This window comes from Pseudomonas sp. NPDC087803 (genome assembly GCF_044742995.1).
Lineage (GTDB): Bacteria > Pseudomonadota > Gammaproteobacteria > Pseudomonadales > Pseudomonadaceae > Aquipseudomonas.
Window position 1 is genome coordinate 12,662 of record NZ_JBIUVO010000044.1, and the last position, 19,727, is coordinate 32,388.

The window sequence follows — 19,727 nt, forward strand, 5'->3', positions numbered from 1 at the left end:
ACAACACCTATATCCTCCTCGAACTCAGTTCCGAAGACCTGGCGCAACTCGAGCGCTCCGGCGGCTTTGCGTTCCACGTGTCCGGCGAATTCGCCGAGCTTGAACTGAAATTCTGGGCCATCAGGAACTGACCGACATGATCAAGGAAACGGATTACAACCAGGACGACAAAACCGTCCTGCTCGATCGTCAGGGCCACGGACCGGCAGCCAGTCCGCTGACCGACTTCGCCGCGCCGCCGCGCTTCGAGCAACTGGAAGAACGCATGATCTACGCCGCGCGAGTTGTCGCCGCACTGGGAAGGCCTCAACGATCAGCGCCGCAACCTGGTGCGCATCGTGCCGGCGTGGATGGTGGTGCTGTTCACGCTGGTCTGCCTGGTGGTCATGTATTCGGGCTTCGCCTGGGTCCTGGGCGAGCAGCGCGACACCGTTCTGCAACCTTATCAGCCGCTTGATCCGGCCGCGGTTCAACCGCAGTCGCAGCCGTAACAGGGACGTGTGATGAAAAAGTTTTTCAAGAAAGTCGGCGCCTTCCTGCGCCAGACCTGGGTCTGGACCCTGCTGCTGGTGCTGTTCGTGGCACTGCTGGTGTGGTTCGTCGGCCCGTTGTTGGCGGTGGATGACTACAAGTTCTGGGAAAGCGCGACCTCGCGTCTGCTGACCATCAGCGTGCTGTTCCTGATCTGGGGCCTGACCATGGTCTTCGTCAGCTGGCGCGCGGGCATCCGCAAGAAAGCCGTCGAAGAAACCGAAGACGGTCAGGATCGCATTCGTCGTGACGAGCTGATCGAAGAAGAGCAGAAAGAGTTGAAGGCGCGCTTCAAGGACGCGCTGAAAACCCTGAAGACTTCGAGCCTGTATCGCGGCCGCAGCGAACGCTGGCGCAACGACTTGCCGTGGTACCTGCTGATCGGCCCGCAGGCTTCCGGCAAGACCAGCCTGCTGGACTTCTCCGGCCTGGAATTCCCGATCAACAAGATCGACCGCAAGCTGACCCGCGACACCCTCGGCACCCGTCATTGCGACTGGTACTTCGCCGACCACGGTGTGCTGATCGACACCGCCGGGCGCTACACCACACAGCCGGACGCGGAAGTTGACGGCAGTGCCTGGACCACCTTGCTCGAACTGTTGCGCAAGCGTCGTCGCGGGCGTCCGTTGAACGGTGTGCTGGTGACCATTCCGGTGGAATCCCTCACCGGTGGCAGCGAGCAGGACATCGACACCCTGGCGCGCCAGGTGCGCGGTCGTCTGCAAGACGTCTATCAGAAACTGCACGTCGATGTGCCGGTGTATCTGGTGCTGAGCAAGGCGGACAAGCTGCTCGGTTTCGACGAGTTCTTCGATCAACTGACCCGCGAAGAAAGCGATCAGGTGCTGGGGACCAGTTTCCGCAAGGATCAGATCGGCACCGACGTCGCGGTACTGCGCAGCGAGTTCGAAGAGCTGCTGCGGCGCCTGAACAATCAGGTGATCATGCGCATGCACTCCGAGCGCGATACCCAGCGCCGTGGCCGCATCCTCGACTTCCCGCATCAACTGGGGCAGATCGGCGAGCGCCTGTGCCTGTTCGTCGACCTGGCGTTCACCGGCAACCGTTATCAGCGCGCGTCGCTGTTGCGGGGTTTCTACCTGACCAGCGCTCCGCACCTGACTCAGGAAATGGACGCGACCACCGCCGGCATCGGCGCCAACCTCGGCATGAATGCCGGGGTGCTGCCGACTTTGCGCAGCGGTCGTTCGCGCTTCATTCACCATCTGCTCAGCCGGGTGATTTTCCCTGAATCGGATCTTGCCGGTCTCGACAAGCGCGAGCGCAGCCGCATCCATTGGGGCCAGCGTGCGTTGTACGTTGGCGCACTGGCGGCACTGGCGCTGTTCGGCATGCTCTGGGCCGGTGGTTTCTCGGCCAACTATGAGCGTCTGGAAAACCTGCGCACCCTGGCGCAGAACTGGACTCAGCAGCGTTCGGCGCTGACCCCGCGTGATGATGCGATGGGCGTGCTGAAAACCCTCGACACCAGCTACGCCGCGACTCAGGTGTTCCCGAAGAAGGGCGACGTCTCGTACCACGAGCGTGGCGGCCTGTATCAGGGCGAAGACGTCAATCCGGTGGTCAGGCAAGCCTACGAGCACGAGCTCGAAGCGCAATTGCTGCCACGGGTCGCGACGATGCTCGAAGGGCAGATCCGCGCCAACATGAAGGACCGCGACAAGCTGCTCAACAGCTTGCGTGCGTACCTGATGCTGAACATGAAAGACCGTCGCGATGCCGCGTGGCTCAAGGACTGGGTCGCTACTGACTGGTCGCAGCGCTACACCGGCAACACTGCGGTGCAGAACGGCTTGAACACCCACCTCGAGCGCCTGCTGAAGCAGCCGTTCATCTATCCGCTGAACGATCAGTTGGTGACGCAGGCACGCCAGGTGCTGCGTGCCGAATCGCTGGCCACCGTGGTCTACCGCATGCTCCGCGAGCAGGCGCGCAACCTGCCGGAATACCGTTTCAGCCAGCACCTCGGCCCGCAGGGCTCGCTGTTCATCGGCACTGAATACGTGATCCCGGGGTTCTACACCCAGCAGGGTTATCAGCAGTACTTCTCGGTGCAGGGTTCGGCGCTGGTCACCGACATCCTGCGTGACAACTGGGTGCTGGGCGAAGGCGCGGGCATCAGCGACATGGACTTGCGTCGCTTGATGGTCGAACTGGAGCAACTGTACTTCCGCGACTACGCCAACTACTGGAGCGAAGCCGTTGGCCAGGTGGCCTTGCCGCCGATCAGCGACGCCGGTGAAGGCGCCGAGCAACTGGCGGGTCTGACGTCGGCCAACTCGCCGGTGCTGGCATTGCTCACTGAAGTGCGCGAGAACACGCGCTTCCCGGCGGCTGCCGATCCGGTGGATGAAGCCGGTGATGCTGCCGATGCACTGGCTGGGCAGAAGGGCAAACTGGGCAAGGTCGGCAAACTGGCGTCTGCCGTGGCGGACAAGGCTTCGGCGATAGCCGTGGCGAAAAGCCTGCCGGACACCGCGAAGAAGTCGCTGCAACGCCGCTTCGAGCCGCTGCATCGTTTGCTCGATGACAACAACGGCCCGGCCGCTGACCTGACCCCGGCCATCAGCGCGCTCAACGACCTGCAACTGCAACTGTCCGGTCTGGCCCGTTCCAGCACGCCGGAACAAGCCGCGTTCGAAATGGCGAAAACCCGCATGAGCGGCCAGCGTGATGCGCTGACCAACCTGCGTGCGGCTTCGGGTCGCCTGCCGCGTCCGCTGAGCGTGTGGTTCAACGTGCTGGCCGAGGACTCGTGGCGCCTGGTGCTCAACGATGCTTACCAATACCTGAACGGCCGTTATCAGAACGAGCTGTACAGCGTGTATGGCAAAACCATCAGCAAGCGTTATCCGTTCAGCGCCAGCAGCACCAGCGACGTGGCGATCAGCGACTTCCGCGAATTCTTCCGCGCTCAAGGCACTGTCGACCGCTTCTTCGACAACTACATGCGTCCGTTCGTCAGCGGTGATCCGGGCAACTACCGGATGCGCAGCGTCGACGGTCACAGCCTGCCGGTGTCGAAGATGTATCTCGACCAGATGGCGGCGGCGCTGACGATTCGTCAGAGCTTCTTCTCGATCAACCCGGCCGAGCCGACCGTGCAGTTCAAACTGGAGCCGTACACCCTCGACCCGGCTGTCAGCCGTTCCGAGTTCAAGTTCGGCGACAAGACCATGGAATACCGCCACGGTCCGATCCTGCCAATGACGTTCAAGTGGCCGACCGATGCTGAAGACGGTCGCACCAGCCTGGTGATGGACAAGATGGCAGGTCGTCCGATCGGCATCGAGAAGAACTCCGGCCCATGGTCGCTGTTCCGTCTGTTCGACCTGATGCAGACCGAGTACCTGACCGGCCGCGACGTGCTGGTGCTGAAAGCCGACGTGGGTGGCCTGCGCGCCAACTACCTGCTGACCAGCCAGCGCACGCCGAACCCGTTCGACATGGGCGTGCTGCGCACCTTCCGTATGCCGGTGCAGCTCTGATGCTGGTGGCCAGTCCCTGGCGCAGCGCGGCGCGAACCGACCCGGGCAAGGTGCGGGCGCGCAACGAAGATGCCTTCCTCGACAATCCGCAGCAGGGGCTGTGGGTGGTCGCGGACGGCATGGGCGGTCATCAGGGTGGCGACATCGCCAGCCAGCTGATCGTCGCCAGCCTGGCTGAACTGCCGCAGCACGAGGACTTCGACGAACGCCTCAAAGCCATCCGCCAGTGCCTGCACTGGTTGAACCGGCGCTTGGGGCAGGAGTTGACGGTCACCGCCGGACGCCACGACAGCATCATGGGCAGCACCGTCGTGGCGCTGCTGGTGGAAGGCAATCGCGCGGCCTGCATCTGGGCCGGCGATAGCCGCTGCTATATGTGGCGCGGGCAGCGGCTGTATCAGCTGTCCAAGGACCATTCGCTGCAGCAGCAACTGATCGACGAGCAACAGATGAGCGTCGAACAAGCGGCAGCGCACCCGGCGGCTCAGGCGTTGACCCGAGCCGTCGGCGCCGCCGAACAGCTGACCCTGGATGTCCTCGAACTCGAGGTCTATCCGGGCGATGCGTTTTTGCTGTGCAGCGATGGTTTGTATCAGGGCCTGAGCAGCGATGCCCTCGGCAACGCCCTCAGCCTCAGTGCGCCGCACGTGGCGCTGGAACGTCTGTTCGACGGCGCCCTGCGTGGCGCCGCCCGGGACAACCTGACTGCCGTGGTGATCCGCCAATGACTGAAATCGAATCCTCAGTCGATGACTTGCTGATGAGCGAAGAGCAGGCCAACAACCTGACCTACTTCGCCTTTGCCAAGGCAAATAACGCCGAGCCGTTGCTGGCGCCGACCAAGGCCAGCATCGGTGCATTGCCGGACGTACTCGCCGGCCGCTACCACCTCGAGCGTCTGCTCGGGGCGGGCGGCATGGGTGCGGTATATCGGGCGCGGGACTTGCTGCACGAGCAGTTCGGCGATCCCGACCCTTACATTGCGCTGAAAATCCTCAGCGAAGAATTTGCCGAATCGCCGGACGCCAGTGCCTTGCTTTACAGCGAGTTCGCCCTGACCCGACGCCTGCGCCACGACAACGTCGTGCGTGCACACACTTTTGAAGTCGACACCGACTGCCAGCGGGCCTTCATCACCATGGAATACATGCGTGGCCTGACCCTGGACAAATTGCTCTGCGAGCGGCCCCTCGGCCTGCCGTGGAAAGAAACGCGCGACATCGCGTTGCCGCTGCTCGACACGCTGGCCTACGCCCACCGTCGCGGCGTGCTGCACGGTGACATGAAACCGAGCAATGTCATGCTCAGCGAAGACGGCTTGCGCCTGTTCGACTTCGGTCTCGGTCAGGCAGACGAGGGCGTACTGCCCGGCCTGCCGCACCTGAGCCGCGAGCGCTTCAACGCCTGGACCCCGGGCTACGCCGCCCCCGAACTGCTTGAGGGCCAACCGTTGTCGGCCAGCGCGGACGTGTACGGCGTGGCCTGCGTGATCTATGAACTGGCGAGCGGCAAACACCCGTTCCGCCGCTTGCCCTCGACCAAGGCCCGTGACGAGCACCTGGAGCGCGAGCTGCAAGCCCCGGCGAACTTACCGAAACACGGCTGGCCAGCGCTGCGAACCGCGCTGAGCTTCAACGCGGCAGAACGCACCATCACTGCCCAACAATTGCGTGACGCCTTGGGCGCCACTTCGTCCTGGCTGCAACGGTTGCGACTTCGGGCGTAACGGACGACATTCGAACAGGGAGCGCTTTATGTTCAACCCAGCTAACGAAACCCACTTCAGCCTCAAGGTCGAAGACTACGTGGGCGACCTGCAAGTGCTGTCGTTCACCGGCACAGAAGGCATCAGCCAGCCGTTTCGTTTCGACCTCGAACTGGTCAGCGAAAACCCCGATCTGGACCTGGAAAAGCTCCTGCACAAACAGGCGTTTCTCGCGTTCGATCCGCAGGGCTCAGGTATCCACGGCCAGATCTACCGCGTCGCCCAGGGCGATGCCGGCAAGCGCCTGACCCGCTACAAAGTCTCGCTGGTGCCGCAGCTGCAATACCTGCATCACCGCACCAACCAGCGCATCTACCAGCAGATGTCGGCGCCGAAAATCATCGCGCTGATCCTCGACGAACACGGGATCAAGGGCAACGCCTACAGCTTCCAGCTGAGCCAGCCGTGCCCGGATCGCGACTACTGCGTGCAGTACGACGAAACCGACCTGCACTTTGTTCAGCGCCTGTGCGAAGAGGAGGGTATTCACTACCACTTCCAGCACAGCGAAAAGGCTCACCTGCTGGTGTTCGGCGACGACCACACCGTGTTCCCCGACCTCGGCCAGCCGACCGCCTACATACAGGGCAGCGGCATGGTCGCCGAAGAGCCGGTGATCAAAGGCTTCAAACTGCGCCTGGAAACCCGCACCAGCCGCACCACGCGTCGCGACTACGACTTCGAAAAACCGCGCCTGCAAATGGAGGCGGCTTACAAACCCGATGGCGAGAGCACCGAACCGGATCTCGAAGACTACGACTACCCGGGCCGTTTCATCGACCGTGCGCGCGGCAAGTTCCTCAGCCAGCGTGCCCTCGAACGCCACCGCGCAGACTACCGCCAGGCCGAAGGTCGCGGCGACCAGACCAAACTGGTCAGCGGCCACTTCATGGCCCTGTCCGACCACCCGCGCAGCGAGTGGAACGACCTGTGGCTGCTCACCGAAATCTTCCACGAAGGCAAACAGCCGCAAGTCCTCGAAGAAGGCGTGACCAGCGACACCACCGACAACAAGGACGACTTCCATCAGGGCTACCGCAACACCTTCCTCGCCACCCCGTGGGACGTGTTCTACCGCCCGGCCCTCGAACACCCGAAACCGCGCGTGCTCGGCAGCCAGACCGCCATGGTCACCGGCCCCAAAGGCGAAGAAATCCACTGCGACCAATACGGCCGCATCAAAGTCCAGTTCCACTGGGACCGCGAAGGCCTGGCCGACGACAAAACCAGCTGCTGGCTGCGCGTCTCCAGCTCCTGGGCCGGCGACCGCTACGGTGCGATCAGCATTCCGCGCATCGGCATGGAAGTCCTCGTCACCTTCCTCGAAGGCGACCCCGACCAACCCCTCGTCACCGGCTGCCTGTACCACAAGGAAAACCCGGTGCCGTACGCCCTGCCGGCCAACAAAACCCGCAGCGTGTTCAAAACCCTCAGCTCCCCGGGCGGCGGTGGCTACAACGAACTGCGCATCGAAGACAAAAAAGGCGCCGAGCAAATCTACATCCACGCCCAGCGCGACTGGGACGAAAACATCGAGCACGACCAGAAGATTCGTGTCGGCAACGAACGTCACGACACCGTGGTGAAGAACACCTACACCGAGCTGAAGGCCGAAGAGCACCGCACCACCATCAGCGACCGCAAGATCGAAGCGAAGCTGGATGATCATCTGACGGTTGGGCAGAACCAGCATGTGAAGCTGGGTACGGCGCAGCTCACCAGCGTGGGCAAAGAGATTCACCTCAAGGCTGGGGACAAGATTGTTATTGAGGCGGGGACGGAGCTGACCGTTCTTGGTGGTGGGAGCTTTATCAAGCTCGATGGTGGTGGGGTTACGGTGGTTGGGCCGGTGGTGAAGATTAATGCGGGTGGCTCGCCGGGGAGCGGCACCGGGATCGGGATTAAACCGCCGGTGCTGCCGGGGGCGGCGGATAAGGATAAGGCTGGGAGTTTGATGGATCAGGCGTTGGGGAATGCGTCTGAGGAAAAAATCAAACGCAAGCCGAAGCGGATGCTCAATTTTTCCGGGTAAGACATTGACGGCAATCCAAGCCACCAGGGATCAGAATTCAGGTAATTGGTAATGACAGAGACAACGAACAAAGTTCAAAAATGGTCGTATCCCCTGAAAGTCGGAACAGCTGAAGCGACCGATCCGCAGCAGTTCTATAAGGCGTTAGCCAAAGCGAAGGATGGCTATTATCCGCTGGGGGCCAATGGGCTTTGGCATGGTGGCGTGCATTTCGATGAAGCTTCGGGTTTGGTCAGCGATCTGACGGAGGTTAGATGCATCGCTGATGGAGAGGTCGTCGCGTACCGCATTGACGAGAAGTACCCGACTTCTGATTTTGGTTCGACACCCTCGGTTTATTCGACTGGGTTTGTGCTGGTAAAGCATCGCCTTGAGCTTCCGGCACCTGCTGCGCCCGCAGCCGGGGCGGCTTCCGCAAGCACGCCGGCGGCTGGGCCAAGCCTGACGTTTTTCAGCCTATATATGCACTTGCTGGACTGGGAGGGTTACAAAGCGAACCCGACGCTTAAAGCCCGGCCGGGTTTCTGGGGAAAGGGGCTTTATGAAGTTAAGGCCAATGCTCCAGACAAGCCGTTGGGCATACGGATGCGAAGTGGTAGCGCCGGACACTTTCCCGTCTTGGCAGTTTTGCCCCGGGGGACGACCGTGGTTACACAACCTGCCCCAGCGAATCAAATGTGGGTTGCGGTTATCAGCGTTAGTCCTGAAATCGCAGGCTTGCCTGCCGGCGGATGGGTATATAAAGGGCAATTGAAAGACTTGGGGGGTGGGAAGTACTTCGTGGGTAACGAAGCTCAAGACCCTATCCCCGGAGGCGCTCAGCACGGAGCGAATATCCGAAGCGCCCATACTAGCGGCTTCCCGCTTAGCCACTTACCAGCAGGCGCACAAGTGCGGCTTGGTGACGAAGCGACACCTAACAATTTCCGTAAACTCGCCGAAATCGTCAGTGGCCAGGCGACACCAGCCTTAGCGCCCGGCGCGGATGGGAAGTTTCCTGGGTTTATTTGGCTGCAATCACTTACGCCGAAGAGTGAGCCGCATAGCCCGATGGGAGATGTTGTTGTCCTCTCTCCGACATACAAGATCAAAGCTGGTGAAATTCTCGGGCATGTTGGCAAGTATCAAAACCATTCAGATGCAGCTCCGAAGAACCTCCTGCACCTAGAGGTTTTCAGCTGTGAGGATGTGAAGGCGTTCACTGAGCAGAGTAAAGCTAAAGCCGCAGGGGCACCCGTCGCTGAGAAATCAATAGTCAAAATACCTGTAGGCACCAAGCTTATTACTCACGTGCAAGGTATGAACGCTACAAATCCTCCTAAAGCATCAGACGCTGGGAATGATGTGGGGTACGATTTTTATGTCCCTGTAGGATTGCTGGAGACGCTACCTGCGGACAAAAAAATAAAACAAACAGTCACAATGGGGCAGTCAACGACAACCACGTATTGGTGGCGTCTAGATGGTCTTTTGGGGGACAAGGACGGTAACGGGATTGATGGGTGGTTTGCGGAGCAAGACATAGTCATTTCGCGACATTCACCATTTGAGTGGAATGGCTTCGATTTTATCGAAGAGACCACCAGCAACGCCGATCACTTTGCAGCGTTTTTACATGCCCAAGAGAATCTCAGTGAGCAGGAGCGTGAGGGCTATTTGCCAAACGTCGAGGCGGCTATTGCGGGTTCCATTAACGAGAAGCTGTATAAAATACTTGATCGGGACGGGGATAAAAAAATCGCCCCGACTGAGATTGCAGAAGCATTGAACAAGCCTTGGTTCTCTCAGCCAATATCGCAAATGGTCACCCGTTATGAAAATGAGTGGGACTTTAAAAAAGATAGGTGGGATGCCCTAGACGAAATAATTGGGCATAGCGATTCTGAACCTCATAAAGAATGGGTAGAAGAAAAGGAGCGAATTGAGAAGCTCAGTTGGTGGAGCAAGCTGTTGGGTCAGCATGGGATTACCAGCAATGCGAGTGTGCAACATATTCATCCTATTGGGCTGATCTCGTCATTTGCACATGCCGGTGGCTGTAGCTGCTCGGATACCATTACTAAAGATCAAATGAAATTGATCGATCCTTCAGCAACTCAAGCTAATATTGATAAATATACAGATCTTCTAGGTGAAATGTTTGAGAGGTCTGGGGTAGTGAAGTGCATAAGCAAGGCACATATCCTTGCGCAAATGCTCCATGAGAGCGGACATTTGCACTACACAGTAGAAGGCCTTGATCCAACAAAGCCTTTGCCAACATATCATCCTTATATTGGTCGTGGTCTTATGCAAATAACCCACAGGGTCAATTATGAGGCCTATGGGCAGTTCGCTGGTGAAAGCTTTATAGGTGCGCCAAATTATAACAAGCTCGGCCAGTTACCGCATAGCGTACTGTCGGCGGGATGGTATTGGGTTGACTACAAAAAAATACTTACGCACTCGGATGCCGATGACTTTATATATTGCACGATTTTAGTGAATGGTGGCTTGAATCATTATGATGAACGATTGTTGTTTTTGAACAATGCTTTGAAAGCTTTGGATATTAAAGGTTGTGCGAAGTTAAATAAAGCTGGCGCCTATGATTTGCTCGATAGCAAGGCATATAATAAAGCTAAGTTTTCCTTTGCCTGGGGTCTGTGGAGCGACCCCGCAGGCGGAAAGGATGGGAAGACACCGGATGCTGCGCAAGCAATAATCGGATATAAAAGGTTCTTGGATTTGTATAACTCGGACTCGTCTGTTAGTGGCAATACCAATACCACTTACTATGCGTCAGGACGAATAGCATCGGTAGCTAAACAGTACGCGGAAGCGCGTATCGTCGCACTTGGGGGGACCTTATGATCAAAGTAGCTGTTTTTTTTATTCTCACGTTCATGGCAACAGCGGCAAGTGCGAGCTCTAGCTGCGAGGCTGACCTGAATGGGGATGGAATCTGCGATCCGTATAGTGTTAGCCCGCTCGAGGATGACGGCACAATTTCGCGAATCACTATTGATATTGGCGGAAGCAATAAGTCAGTTTCGGGAAATTTTGAGCTTGGAGACGGTGGGTTGTCTGTAGGTTATTTACCAGGCGAATTCTCGTTGCTGCTAGATTTTTATACTCGCAATACTGACCTTACGCAGTACAGTTTTAAATGGAATTCTGCACGGCAGGATTGGGTTCTCTATAAAAAATCTAATTGGGTGGAATCTAGTAGAGATGAAAAATATACCTTGGGTGGCGAGAAGGTACCAATTGAAGCTCTATTTCCGCGGCAGTTTAACGTTCAGCGTGTGGCGTGTTGCACCCTGTTTTCTCAGTTCTCTGAAAATGGGCCTAATTTTAGCTTTTTGAGTAATGAAGATCAGCTTACAGAAATCAGGAAAGACTTTAAATATATCCTTGGGAAGCTTCCCCAGGGCGAAAAAGGAGAATTATTTTATGGGCTCGATGATGACGGGAATAAGGTAAGGAGGAGTGTTCCTCAAGAACTGGTGTATGAGCTGACTTTGATAATTTCCGATGATAATGTCGAGCCATTGAATAACTATGCTTATTATTTGTATCGCAACAAAAACAATGTTTTAGCTGCTTTGCTTTTGAGGGAAATTCATAAGAAATTCCCAGAGAGAGTCGTTGCAACACTAAATTTGGCAGATGCCTATTGGGATATGGGAATGAAGTCCGACGCATGTCCGCTTTATAAGGAATATATCGCGCAAATGACAAAAAACGGAAAAGGTGGACGTATTCCACAGGCGGCGAAATCTCGAGAAAACTGCAATTGAGACGAGCCGCGCTTTTCAGGAGTGAAATAGGGCCAGACCACCTTTTAGTAGTATCCGAAAAACGTGGTCTGTCCCCAACTTCCCCAGTCAGGGAGGCACAAAATTGTGCGAAGTCGCCAAGACAGGCAGTGTTGTCGACGTAACACAAATGGTGAATGGCGGCCAAAATGGATATGCGGACAGGAACAGTAGGTTTCAAGCACTCGCTGCACTTATGAACATTAACTAAGAGGTCGTTCTATATGCTCCGTGTATTTATGTTTGCTTTTGTTTTCCTTCTGGCAAACTCCAGCAGTGCGCAAGATGTAGACTATCTTCAGGGAACGGTAATCCAAGGGCCGTTTAGAACTGACGTCGTAAATGGGGGTGAATTATCATTCCTGCACACGACGAGCGAGGAGTTTCCTGTTTCTCTGGTTCTGGATGTTGTTGGGATCGACAATAAAAAAAATAGAAGTCTTGTCGATAAATACGATGTGGCTGGGTCAGACCCAAAAATTGAGTCGATTTTCTTTTATCCAGTTAAGGGTAAGAAAAATGTGCTTGTTTTGGTTTCTTGGGAAATTACGAGCAGAGGAATTGGAACGTACGGGACCCTTTATCAAGTTTATGGGTATGAAAAAAGTGCGGACAATAAATTGGTTGTGAATAAGCTTGTCCGATTTGATAAGAATCTGAGTGGGATGGAAGGGTATCAAGAAGGTGAGGAGCAACATTTTCCTTATGTTAATGCAGGGTTGATAAAATCTTATATCAAGAAAATAAATGGCGCTAAATAGCGAAGGCTGCCAATGTTTTGCGTTTAATAGGGCAGGCTACTCTTTATTAGGCGTGAACGTGGTTTGGCCCCGGCTCGCCGAGCGCAAAGCCTGAATGACTCAAGGATGAACACAGTGAACCGCTTTGTTTTTACGCTGTTGGTCGCACTATTACTGCCGGTTTCAGCGGCCTATGCACAGGACGACTGCAGCCATGTAGCCTCAAGTCTGGAAATGGTGCCCTGCTCGGAGGCGGCGAAGAAGGCTGCCGATGCGCAGTTGAATGTCAGCTACAAGCAGTTGATGTCGCGGCTTGAGACTGACTATCGAGCAGATCCGGTGTTGGGCGCGGAGTACGCGGCGAAGGTCAAGGAGTCGCAACGTGCGTGGCTGAAATTACGCGATGCGAACTGTCCGTTGGAGGCGTTCGAGATCGAGACAGGCATGCCAGCCCATGTTTACGCAGTTAACTCGTGCATCGCCAGAATGAGTCGTGAGCGCTCGGCGTATCTGGACAAGATCGTCCCTGCTCTTGCATCCGATAAGAGCACTTCGACAGCGACGGCCAACGGCGCTTGTCCTTCGGAGGAATTCTCTGCGTTCCTGACAGCGTTTTCCGCCAGCAGTGAATCACAGCGTCGTCTCACTGCGATGACGGTCAAGTCGCTTGTGTTGAAGCCGGTAGCAGGTAAGGACCGTAGTACCTTTGAGCCTTCGACCTCGGGCGTCAGCGGAGCTTCCTTCACCTACCCGCTGATGGCCGCCATCACACCCGGCAAGACACCGGGAGTTGAGATTGAAGAGGTCGACGACAGTCACGTCAATGTGGTCGATAAGCGGGCGGGAAACAGCAATGTAAAAATCTTCAATTTCTCTCGTCAGGCATGTTGGGTACTTGAGGGCGTCGAAGACTGGTCGATCAGCGAGAATGATCTTGTCGCAACACGTAAACCCGGAATGAGCCGCGCCGAGAACTTCTGCGAACAACGTGCCGAGGCTTTAGGAGGGTTAGGGTTTCTTGAGCAGTACCGTCTAACTGTGGAGTTGATTGAAGCGTCTCTGGAAAATTATGTCTGCGCAGCAGAGTCGGGTGATCCAGAGGCGAGCGAGTCAGCGGCAAGACTGAGCCTTTCGCAGATGGCGTCCCAGCTGGAAACCAGCAAAGTTGAGGCGTTGTTCAAAGCCGCGTCAAAGACGCCGAGTGGTGCATTGGGTTATGCCTCGTTTTTTTGTATGGGGAACTCCACCGATTACGACGGTCCTTGCCTCCACCCCAAGCAGGCAGAAGAGCAGGTCATTCGAGCAATCAACATGGGCTCCATAGAGGCGATGAGTTATCTGGCTTCTACCTTTGAGGGTGGCGAGTTGGGAACAAAGGATATGTCCCGAGCGTTAGCCTGTTATCAAATGGCGGCTGATAAAGGTCACCGGTTGAGCATCGACAACGTGGCGCGATTGAAGTCGCAAGGTCCAGAGCCGATCAAGGCGAGCCACTGCATTTGAAACTCGGAGCGCGGATGTGTCGCGATTCTTTGCCGTTAAATTCTAAGTGAGTGGAACTGTGCCTGATGAATTGTCGATTCCGGGTTTCGTGAGACCTCGTTATCTGAGGGTATTGCTGATCAGCGTTGCTGCTTTCGCGCAGGTCGGTCATGCCGCCGCAACTGTTGCCTCGGTGGGCAATGCGTCGGGTCAGTCGCAGATCGCGCAAGGCCCAACCGAAGCTGCGATCGACATGACACCTTGCCGGTTCTCAATGACGCTCTCGAAAGATCAATGGTTGCAGTTCAATACGCCTGATCTGGTATTCATTGCGGCCAAACAACAGCCTGAAACCTCTAGCGCCCCGCGTTTATCGCAGGCTCAGACCTCGACGGGTTATGAGTGGAATTTCGAAAAGCCCACAAACTTGAGCCAGCCCTGGTTCGGTGTCATGTGTGAAAACACCAACAACTTTTCTGTGCTCACCACTCAGAAGCCGCCGCTTGATGACACGATTGAGTTGCAACTTGTGCGAGAGAGTAACGACCGTAAATGCCCGGCGACCCTGACCGATCATGGTTGGGAGCCTACGTCGCTGGCGGGGCCAAAAAACAGATACACCTTTGAGGCATTAGGTGGGGAGAGGTCCTCGGGGTTCATCTTCGGTTTCCATGACAAGTCACGACGTCACATCACCCGCGTTGCTTTCTGCCTGCTGCGTGGCGAAAGCGTGTTGATAGGCTCGGCGGAGTCAGGCTCGGCCATACCGTTGGCGATCAGCGCCGAAGGATTTGAAGAAATCAAAACAGCGGTGCGCAGCATGGCTTTTGAGTAAGCCTGCGAAGACCGAACGGAGTTACAGCGTGAAGGGATGTTCAGTTTTACTCGGCGGCCTCTTGGCCACTGTCGCGTCCGTGGCTTTCGCCGCTGACCCGGACTTCAAGGATTACACCGTCACCCCAGAGTTCACGGGTATCAATCACGAACCGGTGTCGCAAGAACACAGCAACCCGAGGATGGATAAGGATCGTGCACAGGCACTCAAACGCAAGGTCAACTTTGCCGGCCACTACTTCCTGTACCGAGTCGGCTGTGGTGGCAGTGCCATTTGCGGCGAAGTGCTGGATGCGCGCACGGGGGAGATTGTTGTGGGGCTGCCGAATGCGTACGACGGCAATACCTTCAGCCTGTCGAACAAGCCCGATAGCCGTCTGCTCATTGTTTCCGGCATTGCGGCCGATACCGAAGAGGACGCGCAGGGTAATGAGCTCGAAAGCCGTTACAGAACCCGCTACTTCGAGTTTGTGAACAACGAGTTCCGGCTGCTGACGTTCAAGGATTTGTGATCGCCGCCGTTTGATTAAGGATGATTGGATGAACCGCTTTTCCATTCGGCCCATGCTGAGAGCACTTTTTCTGTTGCCCCTCACCTACGCCATTCCGGCAACTGCCGAAGCCGGGAGTTGTTACGGCTATCTCACCGAAATGGTCAGGAGCAGCAACTTCCCGTTTCGCTATGTCGGCAAGGACAAGGTCAATCTACTGATTGATGAAGACGACGGTGAAATGGTGCGAGCCCAGTTGCTCTTTGATACGGACGGCACCGCCACCATCGGCTGGATCAAATACACCCCGGCCACTCGGGTGTTGCTCAATACCTCGGCTGAACTGGAAGAGCCGGTGGAACTGTCATTCGATGCCAAATTCGCCAACGGCTATGCAAAGTGTCTGGCCAACAGGCAGGTTAGCGGCAAATAAAATGAGAAAAATAAATGAGTAGGATGTGTTTGTTGTGTTGCAAAGTTTACTTGCGAAGTATGTGACGCTTGTTAAAAAAATTCTTTGATGGCGGATTCAATGAAAAATATATATTCACTCCCAGGATTTTTATCGTTAACCTTTCTGTTTTTTAGTTCGTTCGCACTTTCCGCGAGTTTCGATTGCGGCAAGGCTTCAACGGACGTAGAAAAGAAAATTTGTAATTCTCCATCTTTGTCCATAATGGATGAAAAGTTGAGTGAATTTTTCAAGCCGTTAAAGAGTCGACGGGCTTTTCAAATAATCGAAAGCGATTGGTTGGAGTCGGAACGTAATGCTTGTGAGTCAGTTGAGTGTTTAGAGGATGCTTATGCTCAGCAGATACAGTTTCTGTCGCCGATCCCTATTGCGCCTAGGCCGACCCAGAAAGATATTAAGTTGATGTTGGGCGATAAGCCATATACGCAGTCTGAGCGCTCATGGAAGGTCGTTGATTTAGCATGGCTTCCCAATGAAAAGGGGGTTGTCGAACGATTTGTAATCTCCGCCGAAACAATCTCAGGCATGTTGCATGTCATCGTATTTGAAGGGCATTTTGATCCAGCGATGATTGCGTACAGGGGCAATCTTTATGAGTACGTTGATCGCAATGACAGGCAAGTACTGCACACGATTGCGAAAGATATCGGTTTTGATGGTGCTCTGAATCTGGGGTCGAATGACGAAGGCAAAAGGTTTTCGGGAATTTTGGACGGGTCGTTTTACTATCGACAGCAGCTTTCGAAAAATCAGTTGCGGGGGATGGTTTATAAACTCGGCTCCAAGCTGCCGCCGGTTGAAAGTAGTTTGTTGTTTCAGCAGTGGCCAAATACTGATGAAAATGCTGTAAGTGGTTTGACATTCGGCTGGGGTGGAGAGTATGGGAAGTTGCAAGCGTATTATTCGCATACCCCAGGGTATGAAACGATAGCTCCGGTTGGTCGGCCGGATGCTGGTTGGAATATTTATAATCCAATCTGGAGCAAATCAAGGCCGACGTTTTATTTCAAGAATGGCGATGAAACTGTTTGGCGTGCCAATGTTGCGGATAAGACACTGACGAAAATTGCGAAGGCCAGTGATGAAGGAATGATTCAGAATCCTACGCCTATCGATATTAACGGGCGCGAGGCAATCGTTTATCTGAATGGATCTACTCTGAAAATGGCTATCTCACTTGAAGAATAAGTACGACTTAAAAACATGCCTTAGAAATTTTTTGGGATTTTTTATGTTGTCCTTCCTTTAAACTCTCCACCCCAAGTAATGCGCTCAGGACACGGAATGCCAACCCCCTCCAACTCCCTTCGCCCATTGTTAGTGCTCTGGCTATACACCGCCGCAATCGCGCACATACTCGCCGGTATTACCCTGACTTGGGCCGGTCACTCCGGTTTACTCGACGGCTACCTGAACACCCTCGAACTCGCATTGTGGGGCACCGATGCGGTACCCGCCGCCGGCCACGAGCAGCAGATCTGGTGGCTCGCGCTGTTTGGCGCGACGCTGCAAAGCTATTCGTTGTACATGCTTGCGTTGGTGCACTTGGGTAATCGCTTGAAAGCTCCAGCAGTGTGGGGATGGTTGATCGCCGGCATCCTGTTATGGGCGCCGCAGGACATTTGGCTTTCAGTGCAACGGCAGGTCTGGTCGCACCTGTGGCTCGATGGTTTTGCTTTGCTCGTGCTATTGCCGCCGTTGATCTGGCTGTATGTCCAGGACCGCCGAAAAATCGCTCAATAAATGCGCGTTGGGCATATTGGTATCGAAGGAGTTATAGCGTGAAAGGATTTTCGATTCTTCTCTGCTGCTTGGCATTGGCAACCTCTACTGCGGCACTTGCCGCAGAAGTGTGTAATCCAGACAGTTTTTCCAACCCGGACTTGATCGTTTGCGGGCAGCAAACCTTCGAGAAGGTCGATGCTGTGTTGAACGAGCAATATAAAAAAGCGCTGACGAGTTTGGCTCCTGCGGAGCAGAGCCATCTGAGAGATGTGCAAAAGAACTGGGTGCGTTTCAAAGAGTCGTTTTGCGAGGAGCTTTATCAATCCACTTTGCCGGGCGCTGAGGCGCCAATCGAGAGGCTTGGGTGTTTGGTGCAGACCACCAATGCCCGGATGGGGGAGTTGGTTGCTCTGCAGACGGGTTTACCGTTGGATGGTTTTTACAAGGCAGCATCTGCGATTGCAGGGAAGGATCGTGACAGAAACTTAGCGGCCGCCATTGAGCGGCTGGGAGGGGATGAGTTCGATGATCCGCTTTGGAAGAGGTACGCAGACGGGCATTGTGAGATGGCTGGCCGTCTGTTGCGTGAAGACGTCGCCTACTGCGCGGTGAGGATGCGCTTTCAATTACCTATGAACCGCTGAAGGAATGATCGGTTTGAAATCTTCGTCGCCGTTTATTTCTGCGCTTCTTCTGATACCGCTGACTGCCCACGGTGAGGTTACTACCGAGGTTTCTTGCTTCCGTTCGTTGGAAGGCAAGAACATCAATTTCGAGTTTCGATCCTATTACGACACGGTCTCCCGGTGGTTTCCGAAGGGAGGCTGACAGGCGAATATGAAATGGTCAGCCAAGGTGCCCGAATCTACGGGATGAGCTATACGAATTACAAATCCGGTAAGAAGTATTCATTCGATCAAGACATCACCATGGACGCTTCGCCAGAAACAGGCTGTCAGTGGTGAGGCAGGGAATATTCAGAAAGGGGACTTAACGTCCCCTTTTTTCATCCGCAAATCCCGCTACGACTTGGCTGCCAGGTTCCGCACTTCAATATGGTCGAGCGTCCCTTCCACCATCAATCGCACCCCGTCCGCCATTCTGCTCAGGGCCAGTGCGACCGAGCGGCGGGAGCCGTGGAGGTCGTCGGCGAGGTCGCAGGCGATGGCGCTGATGGACAGGAGGTCTTCGGAGGCGTTGGCCATGAGGGCTTCGGCGTCGGTGCCGGGGGTGAGGCTGAAGAGGCCGGTTTCGCGTTTGGAGTGGGGTTCGGTGGGCGGTTTGAAGTGGTGGTCGAGGGCGCGTTCGGCGGCTTCGTGGAATTTCTTGGATTCCAGCGATTCGTAGGGCGATATGTCTGGGGTTTCGGGGGGATTGGGTGTTGGTTTGATCATGGTGCAGCTTCCTGAAATTATGAGGCCGACACCAATCGCTTTGCACTTCGAATAGGTGGCAGCTGTGCGTTGGTGTGCAAGACCGGTCCAGGAACCCGGCAGACCCGAAGGTCTCCGACGCACAGCCGCCATAACGATCCGCGAGCATAGGAAAACGCTCGGCGAAATGCCATCAACGAATGTGCACCTGAACCGGACTTGCACGTCCGAGTCGCCGATTTTGCGGCGACACACAGAGGCTATCGATGAACTGCCAACCTGCCTAGTTCATAGGTATCCCGGCACTCTGCAGGAAATTTCCCATAGGTTTGCAGGCCGGAAGATCAAAAGATCGCAGCCTTCGGCAGCTCCTACAGGGATGTGTTTCAACAGGTGTAGGACGGTGGGTGCTGAGGCGTGACTTGGTGGTCATCGTGCGGGAAATGGGCTGCATCATCTTCCATTAGAGGCAGATAGTGGCGTTATCGTCTGAATCCCTTACACTGCCCCGGCCGTTCATTTTCCTTTTGAGGCTGTGCGCATGAAATTTCGTTTTCTTCTGTGGATGATGGGTTTGTTGATGGGTAAGGCCAGCCGGACAAATCCTGCGTTCCAGCAGCAGTTGGGTGACAAGGATCTGGTGTTTCAGCTGCAGACGCTGGATGGGAAGGTGGCGCGGCATTTCGTGGTGAAGAATCAGCGCGTTACCAGCAAGTCTGGTGTGGTGGCGGAGCCGGCGTTTGCGATTGCGTTCAAGGATGCGGGTTATGCCTTTGCCACGATGCAGGCGAAGAACAAGCAGCTGGCGTTTATGCAGGGGATTCAGGACAAGTCGATCCAGCTGAAGGGGAATCCGGCGCTGGTGATGTGGTTTCAGGGGTTGATGAAGTATTTGAAGCCGAGGAAGGCCAAGCCTAAGGCTTGAGTAGAAGGGCTTGAGTGGAGGGGCTGTTGTGGTGAGGGGATTTAT

At 55.5% G+C, this 19,727-nt stretch carries 16 protein-coding genes and 2 pseudogenes; 17 read left to right on the forward strand and 1 reads right to left on the reverse strand.

All coding sequences use genetic code 11. The annotated features are described in order from the left end of the window. The 16 genes and pseudogenes from tssK to ACIOUG_RS19425 all read left to right on the forward strand — a co-directional run. A pseudogene (gene tssK / locus ACIOUG_RS19350) lies at positions 1-131 on the forward strand (type VI secretion system baseplate subunit TssK); the annotation flags it as partial. 144 nt (positions 132-275) lie between these two features. Then, positions 276-491 (forward strand): annotated as a pseudogene (locus ACIOUG_RS19355) (DotU family type IV/VI secretion system protein); the annotation flags it as partial. Between the two features lie 12 nt (positions 492-503). Beyond that, complete coding sequence (tssM, locus tag ACIOUG_RS19360; RefSeq protein ID WP_401067816.1) at positions 504-4,043, forward strand: type VI secretion system membrane subunit TssM; 3,540 nt, start codon at positions 504-506, stop codon at positions 4,041-4,043. Beyond that, positions 4,043-4,771 (forward strand): PP2C family serine/threonine-protein phosphatase, encoded by a 729-nt coding sequence (locus ACIOUG_RS19365; protein ID WP_003229555.1) that lies wholly within the window; start codon positions 4,043-4,045, stop codon positions 4,769-4,771. The genes tssM and ACIOUG_RS19365 overlap by 1 nt, the downstream gene beginning before the upstream one ends. Continuing rightward, on the forward strand, positions 4,768-5,769 hold the full coding sequence (locus ACIOUG_RS19370; protein WP_401067819.1) for a serine/threonine-protein kinase: 1,002 nt from the start codon (positions 4,768-4,770) through the stop codon (positions 5,767-5,769). The genes ACIOUG_RS19365 and ACIOUG_RS19370 overlap by 4 nt, the downstream gene beginning before the upstream one ends. A gap of 28 nt (positions 5,770-5,797) precedes the next feature. Beyond that, positions 5,798-7,840, forward strand: coding sequence for a type VI secretion system tip protein VgrG (locus ACIOUG_RS19375; protein ID WP_401067822.1), 2,043 nt, complete (start codon positions 5,798-5,800; stop codon positions 7,838-7,840). 51 nt (positions 7,841-7,891) lie between these two features. Beyond that, entirely contained in the window at positions 7,892-10,693 is a 2,802-nt protein-coding gene (locus ACIOUG_RS19380) for a glycoside hydrolase family 19 protein (protein WP_401067823.1), read from the forward strand. Next, a complete protein-coding gene (locus tag ACIOUG_RS19385) occupies positions 10,690-11,622 on the forward strand; it encodes a hypothetical protein (protein WP_346649977.1) in 933 nt (310 codons plus the stop codon). Before ACIOUG_RS19380 ends, ACIOUG_RS19385 begins: the two co-directional genes overlap by 4 nt. 242 nt (positions 11,623-11,864) lie before the next feature. Then, on the forward strand, positions 11,865-12,401 hold the full coding sequence (locus tag ACIOUG_RS19390; RefSeq protein WP_401067826.1) for a hypothetical protein: 537 nt from the start codon (positions 11,865-11,867) through the stop codon (positions 12,399-12,401). Between the two features lie 114 nt (positions 12,402-12,515). Beyond that, a complete protein-coding gene (locus tag ACIOUG_RS19395; RefSeq protein ID WP_401067858.1) occupies positions 12,516-13,883 on the forward strand; it encodes a lysozyme inhibitor LprI family protein in 1,368 nt (455 codons plus the stop codon). Between the two features lie 58 nt (positions 13,884-13,941). Further along, complete coding sequence (locus tag ACIOUG_RS19400) at positions 13,942-14,697, forward strand: hypothetical protein (protein WP_401067828.1); 756 nt, start codon at positions 13,942-13,944, stop codon at positions 14,695-14,697. 28 nt (positions 14,698-14,725) lie between these two features. Continuing rightward, positions 14,726-15,208 (forward strand): hypothetical protein, encoded by a 483-nt coding sequence (locus tag ACIOUG_RS19405; RefSeq protein WP_401067830.1) that lies wholly within the window; start codon positions 14,726-14,728, stop codon positions 15,206-15,208. A gap of 28 nt (positions 15,209-15,236) precedes the next feature. Beyond that, positions 15,237-15,620: a hypothetical protein gene (locus ACIOUG_RS19410; RefSeq protein WP_400498397.1), complete on the forward strand. Its 384-nt coding sequence runs from the start codon at positions 15,237-15,239 to the stop codon at positions 15,618-15,620. A 99-nt stretch (positions 15,621-15,719) separates the two neighbouring features. Then, positions 15,720-16,847: a lysozyme inhibitor LprI family protein gene (locus ACIOUG_RS19415; RefSeq protein WP_401067833.1), complete on the forward strand. Its 1,128-nt coding sequence runs from the start codon at positions 15,720-15,722 to the stop codon at positions 16,845-16,847. 96 nt (positions 16,848-16,943) lie between these two features. After that, the gene (locus ACIOUG_RS19420) at positions 16,944-17,402 is read left to right on the forward strand and encodes a cell division protein (protein ID WP_401067835.1); all 459 of its coding nucleotides are present in this window, start codon (positions 16,944-16,946) and stop codon (positions 17,400-17,402) included. A gap of 38 nt (positions 17,403-17,440) precedes the next feature. After that, complete coding sequence (locus tag ACIOUG_RS19425; protein WP_401067837.1) at positions 17,441-18,028, forward strand: lysozyme inhibitor LprI family protein; 588 nt, start codon at positions 17,441-17,443, stop codon at positions 18,026-18,028. A 378-nt stretch (positions 18,029-18,406) separates the two neighbouring features. Here ACIOUG_RS19425 and ACIOUG_RS19430 read toward each other — a convergent pair whose 3' ends face one another. Then, positions 18,407-18,778: a DUF6124 family protein gene (locus ACIOUG_RS19430; RefSeq protein ID WP_401067838.1), complete on the reverse strand. Its 372-nt coding sequence runs from the start codon at positions 18,776-18,778 to the stop codon at positions 18,407-18,409. A gap of 520 nt (positions 18,779-19,298) precedes the next feature. Here ACIOUG_RS19430 and ACIOUG_RS19435 point away from each other — a divergent pair. After that, positions 19,299-19,682, forward strand: a complete 384-nt coding sequence (locus ACIOUG_RS19435) for a helicase (RefSeq protein WP_003229522.1) — start codon at positions 19,299-19,301, stop codon at positions 19,680-19,682. Positions 19,683-19,727 lie beyond the last annotated feature (45 nt).

Excerpts from the sequence above, each read along its gene's own strand:
- ACIOUG_RS19380 (WP_401067823.1), top strand. The coding sequence starts at position 7,892 with ATGACAGAGACAACGAACAAAGTTCAAAAATGGTCGTATCCCCTGAAA.
- ACIOUG_RS19365 (WP_003229555.1), top strand. The coding sequence starts at position 4,043 with ATGCTGGTGGCCAGTCCCTGGCGCAGCGCGGCGCGAACCGACCCGGGC.
- ACIOUG_RS19370 (WP_401067819.1), top strand. The coding sequence starts at position 4,768 with ATGACTGAAATCGAATCCTCAGTCGATGACTTGCTGATGAGCGAAGAG.
- ACIOUG_RS19420 (WP_401067835.1), top strand. The coding sequence starts at position 16,944 with ATGCCAACCCCCTCCAACTCCCTTCGCCCATTGTTAGTGCTCTGGCTA.
- tssM (WP_401067816.1), top strand. The coding sequence starts at position 504 with ATGAAAAAGTTTTTCAAGAAAGTCGGCGCCTTCCTGCGCCAGACCTGG.
- ACIOUG_RS19410 (WP_400498397.1), top strand. The coding sequence starts at position 15,237 with ATGAACCGCTTTTCCATTCGGCCCATGCTGAGAGCACTTTTTCTGTTG.
- ACIOUG_RS19390 (WP_401067826.1), top strand. The coding sequence starts at position 11,865 with ATGCTCCGTGTATTTATGTTTGCTTTTGTTTTCCTTCTGGCAAACTCC.
- ACIOUG_RS19415 (WP_401067833.1), top strand. The coding sequence starts at position 15,720 with ATGAAAAATATATATTCACTCCCAGGATTTTTATCGTTAACCTTTCTG.
- ACIOUG_RS19430 (WP_401067838.1), bottom strand. The coding sequence starts at position 18,778 with ATGATCAAACCAACACCCAATCCCCCCGAAACCCCAGACATATCGCCC.
- ACIOUG_RS19435 (WP_003229522.1), top strand. The coding sequence starts at position 19,299 with ATGAAATTTCGTTTTCTTCTGTGGATGATGGGTTTGTTGATGGGTAAG.
- ACIOUG_RS19385 (WP_346649977.1), top strand. The coding sequence starts at position 10,690 with ATGATCAAAGTAGCTGTTTTTTTTATTCTCACGTTCATGGCAACAGCG.
- ACIOUG_RS19375 (WP_401067822.1), top strand. The coding sequence starts at position 5,798 with ATGTTCAACCCAGCTAACGAAACCCACTTCAGCCTCAAGGTCGAAGAC.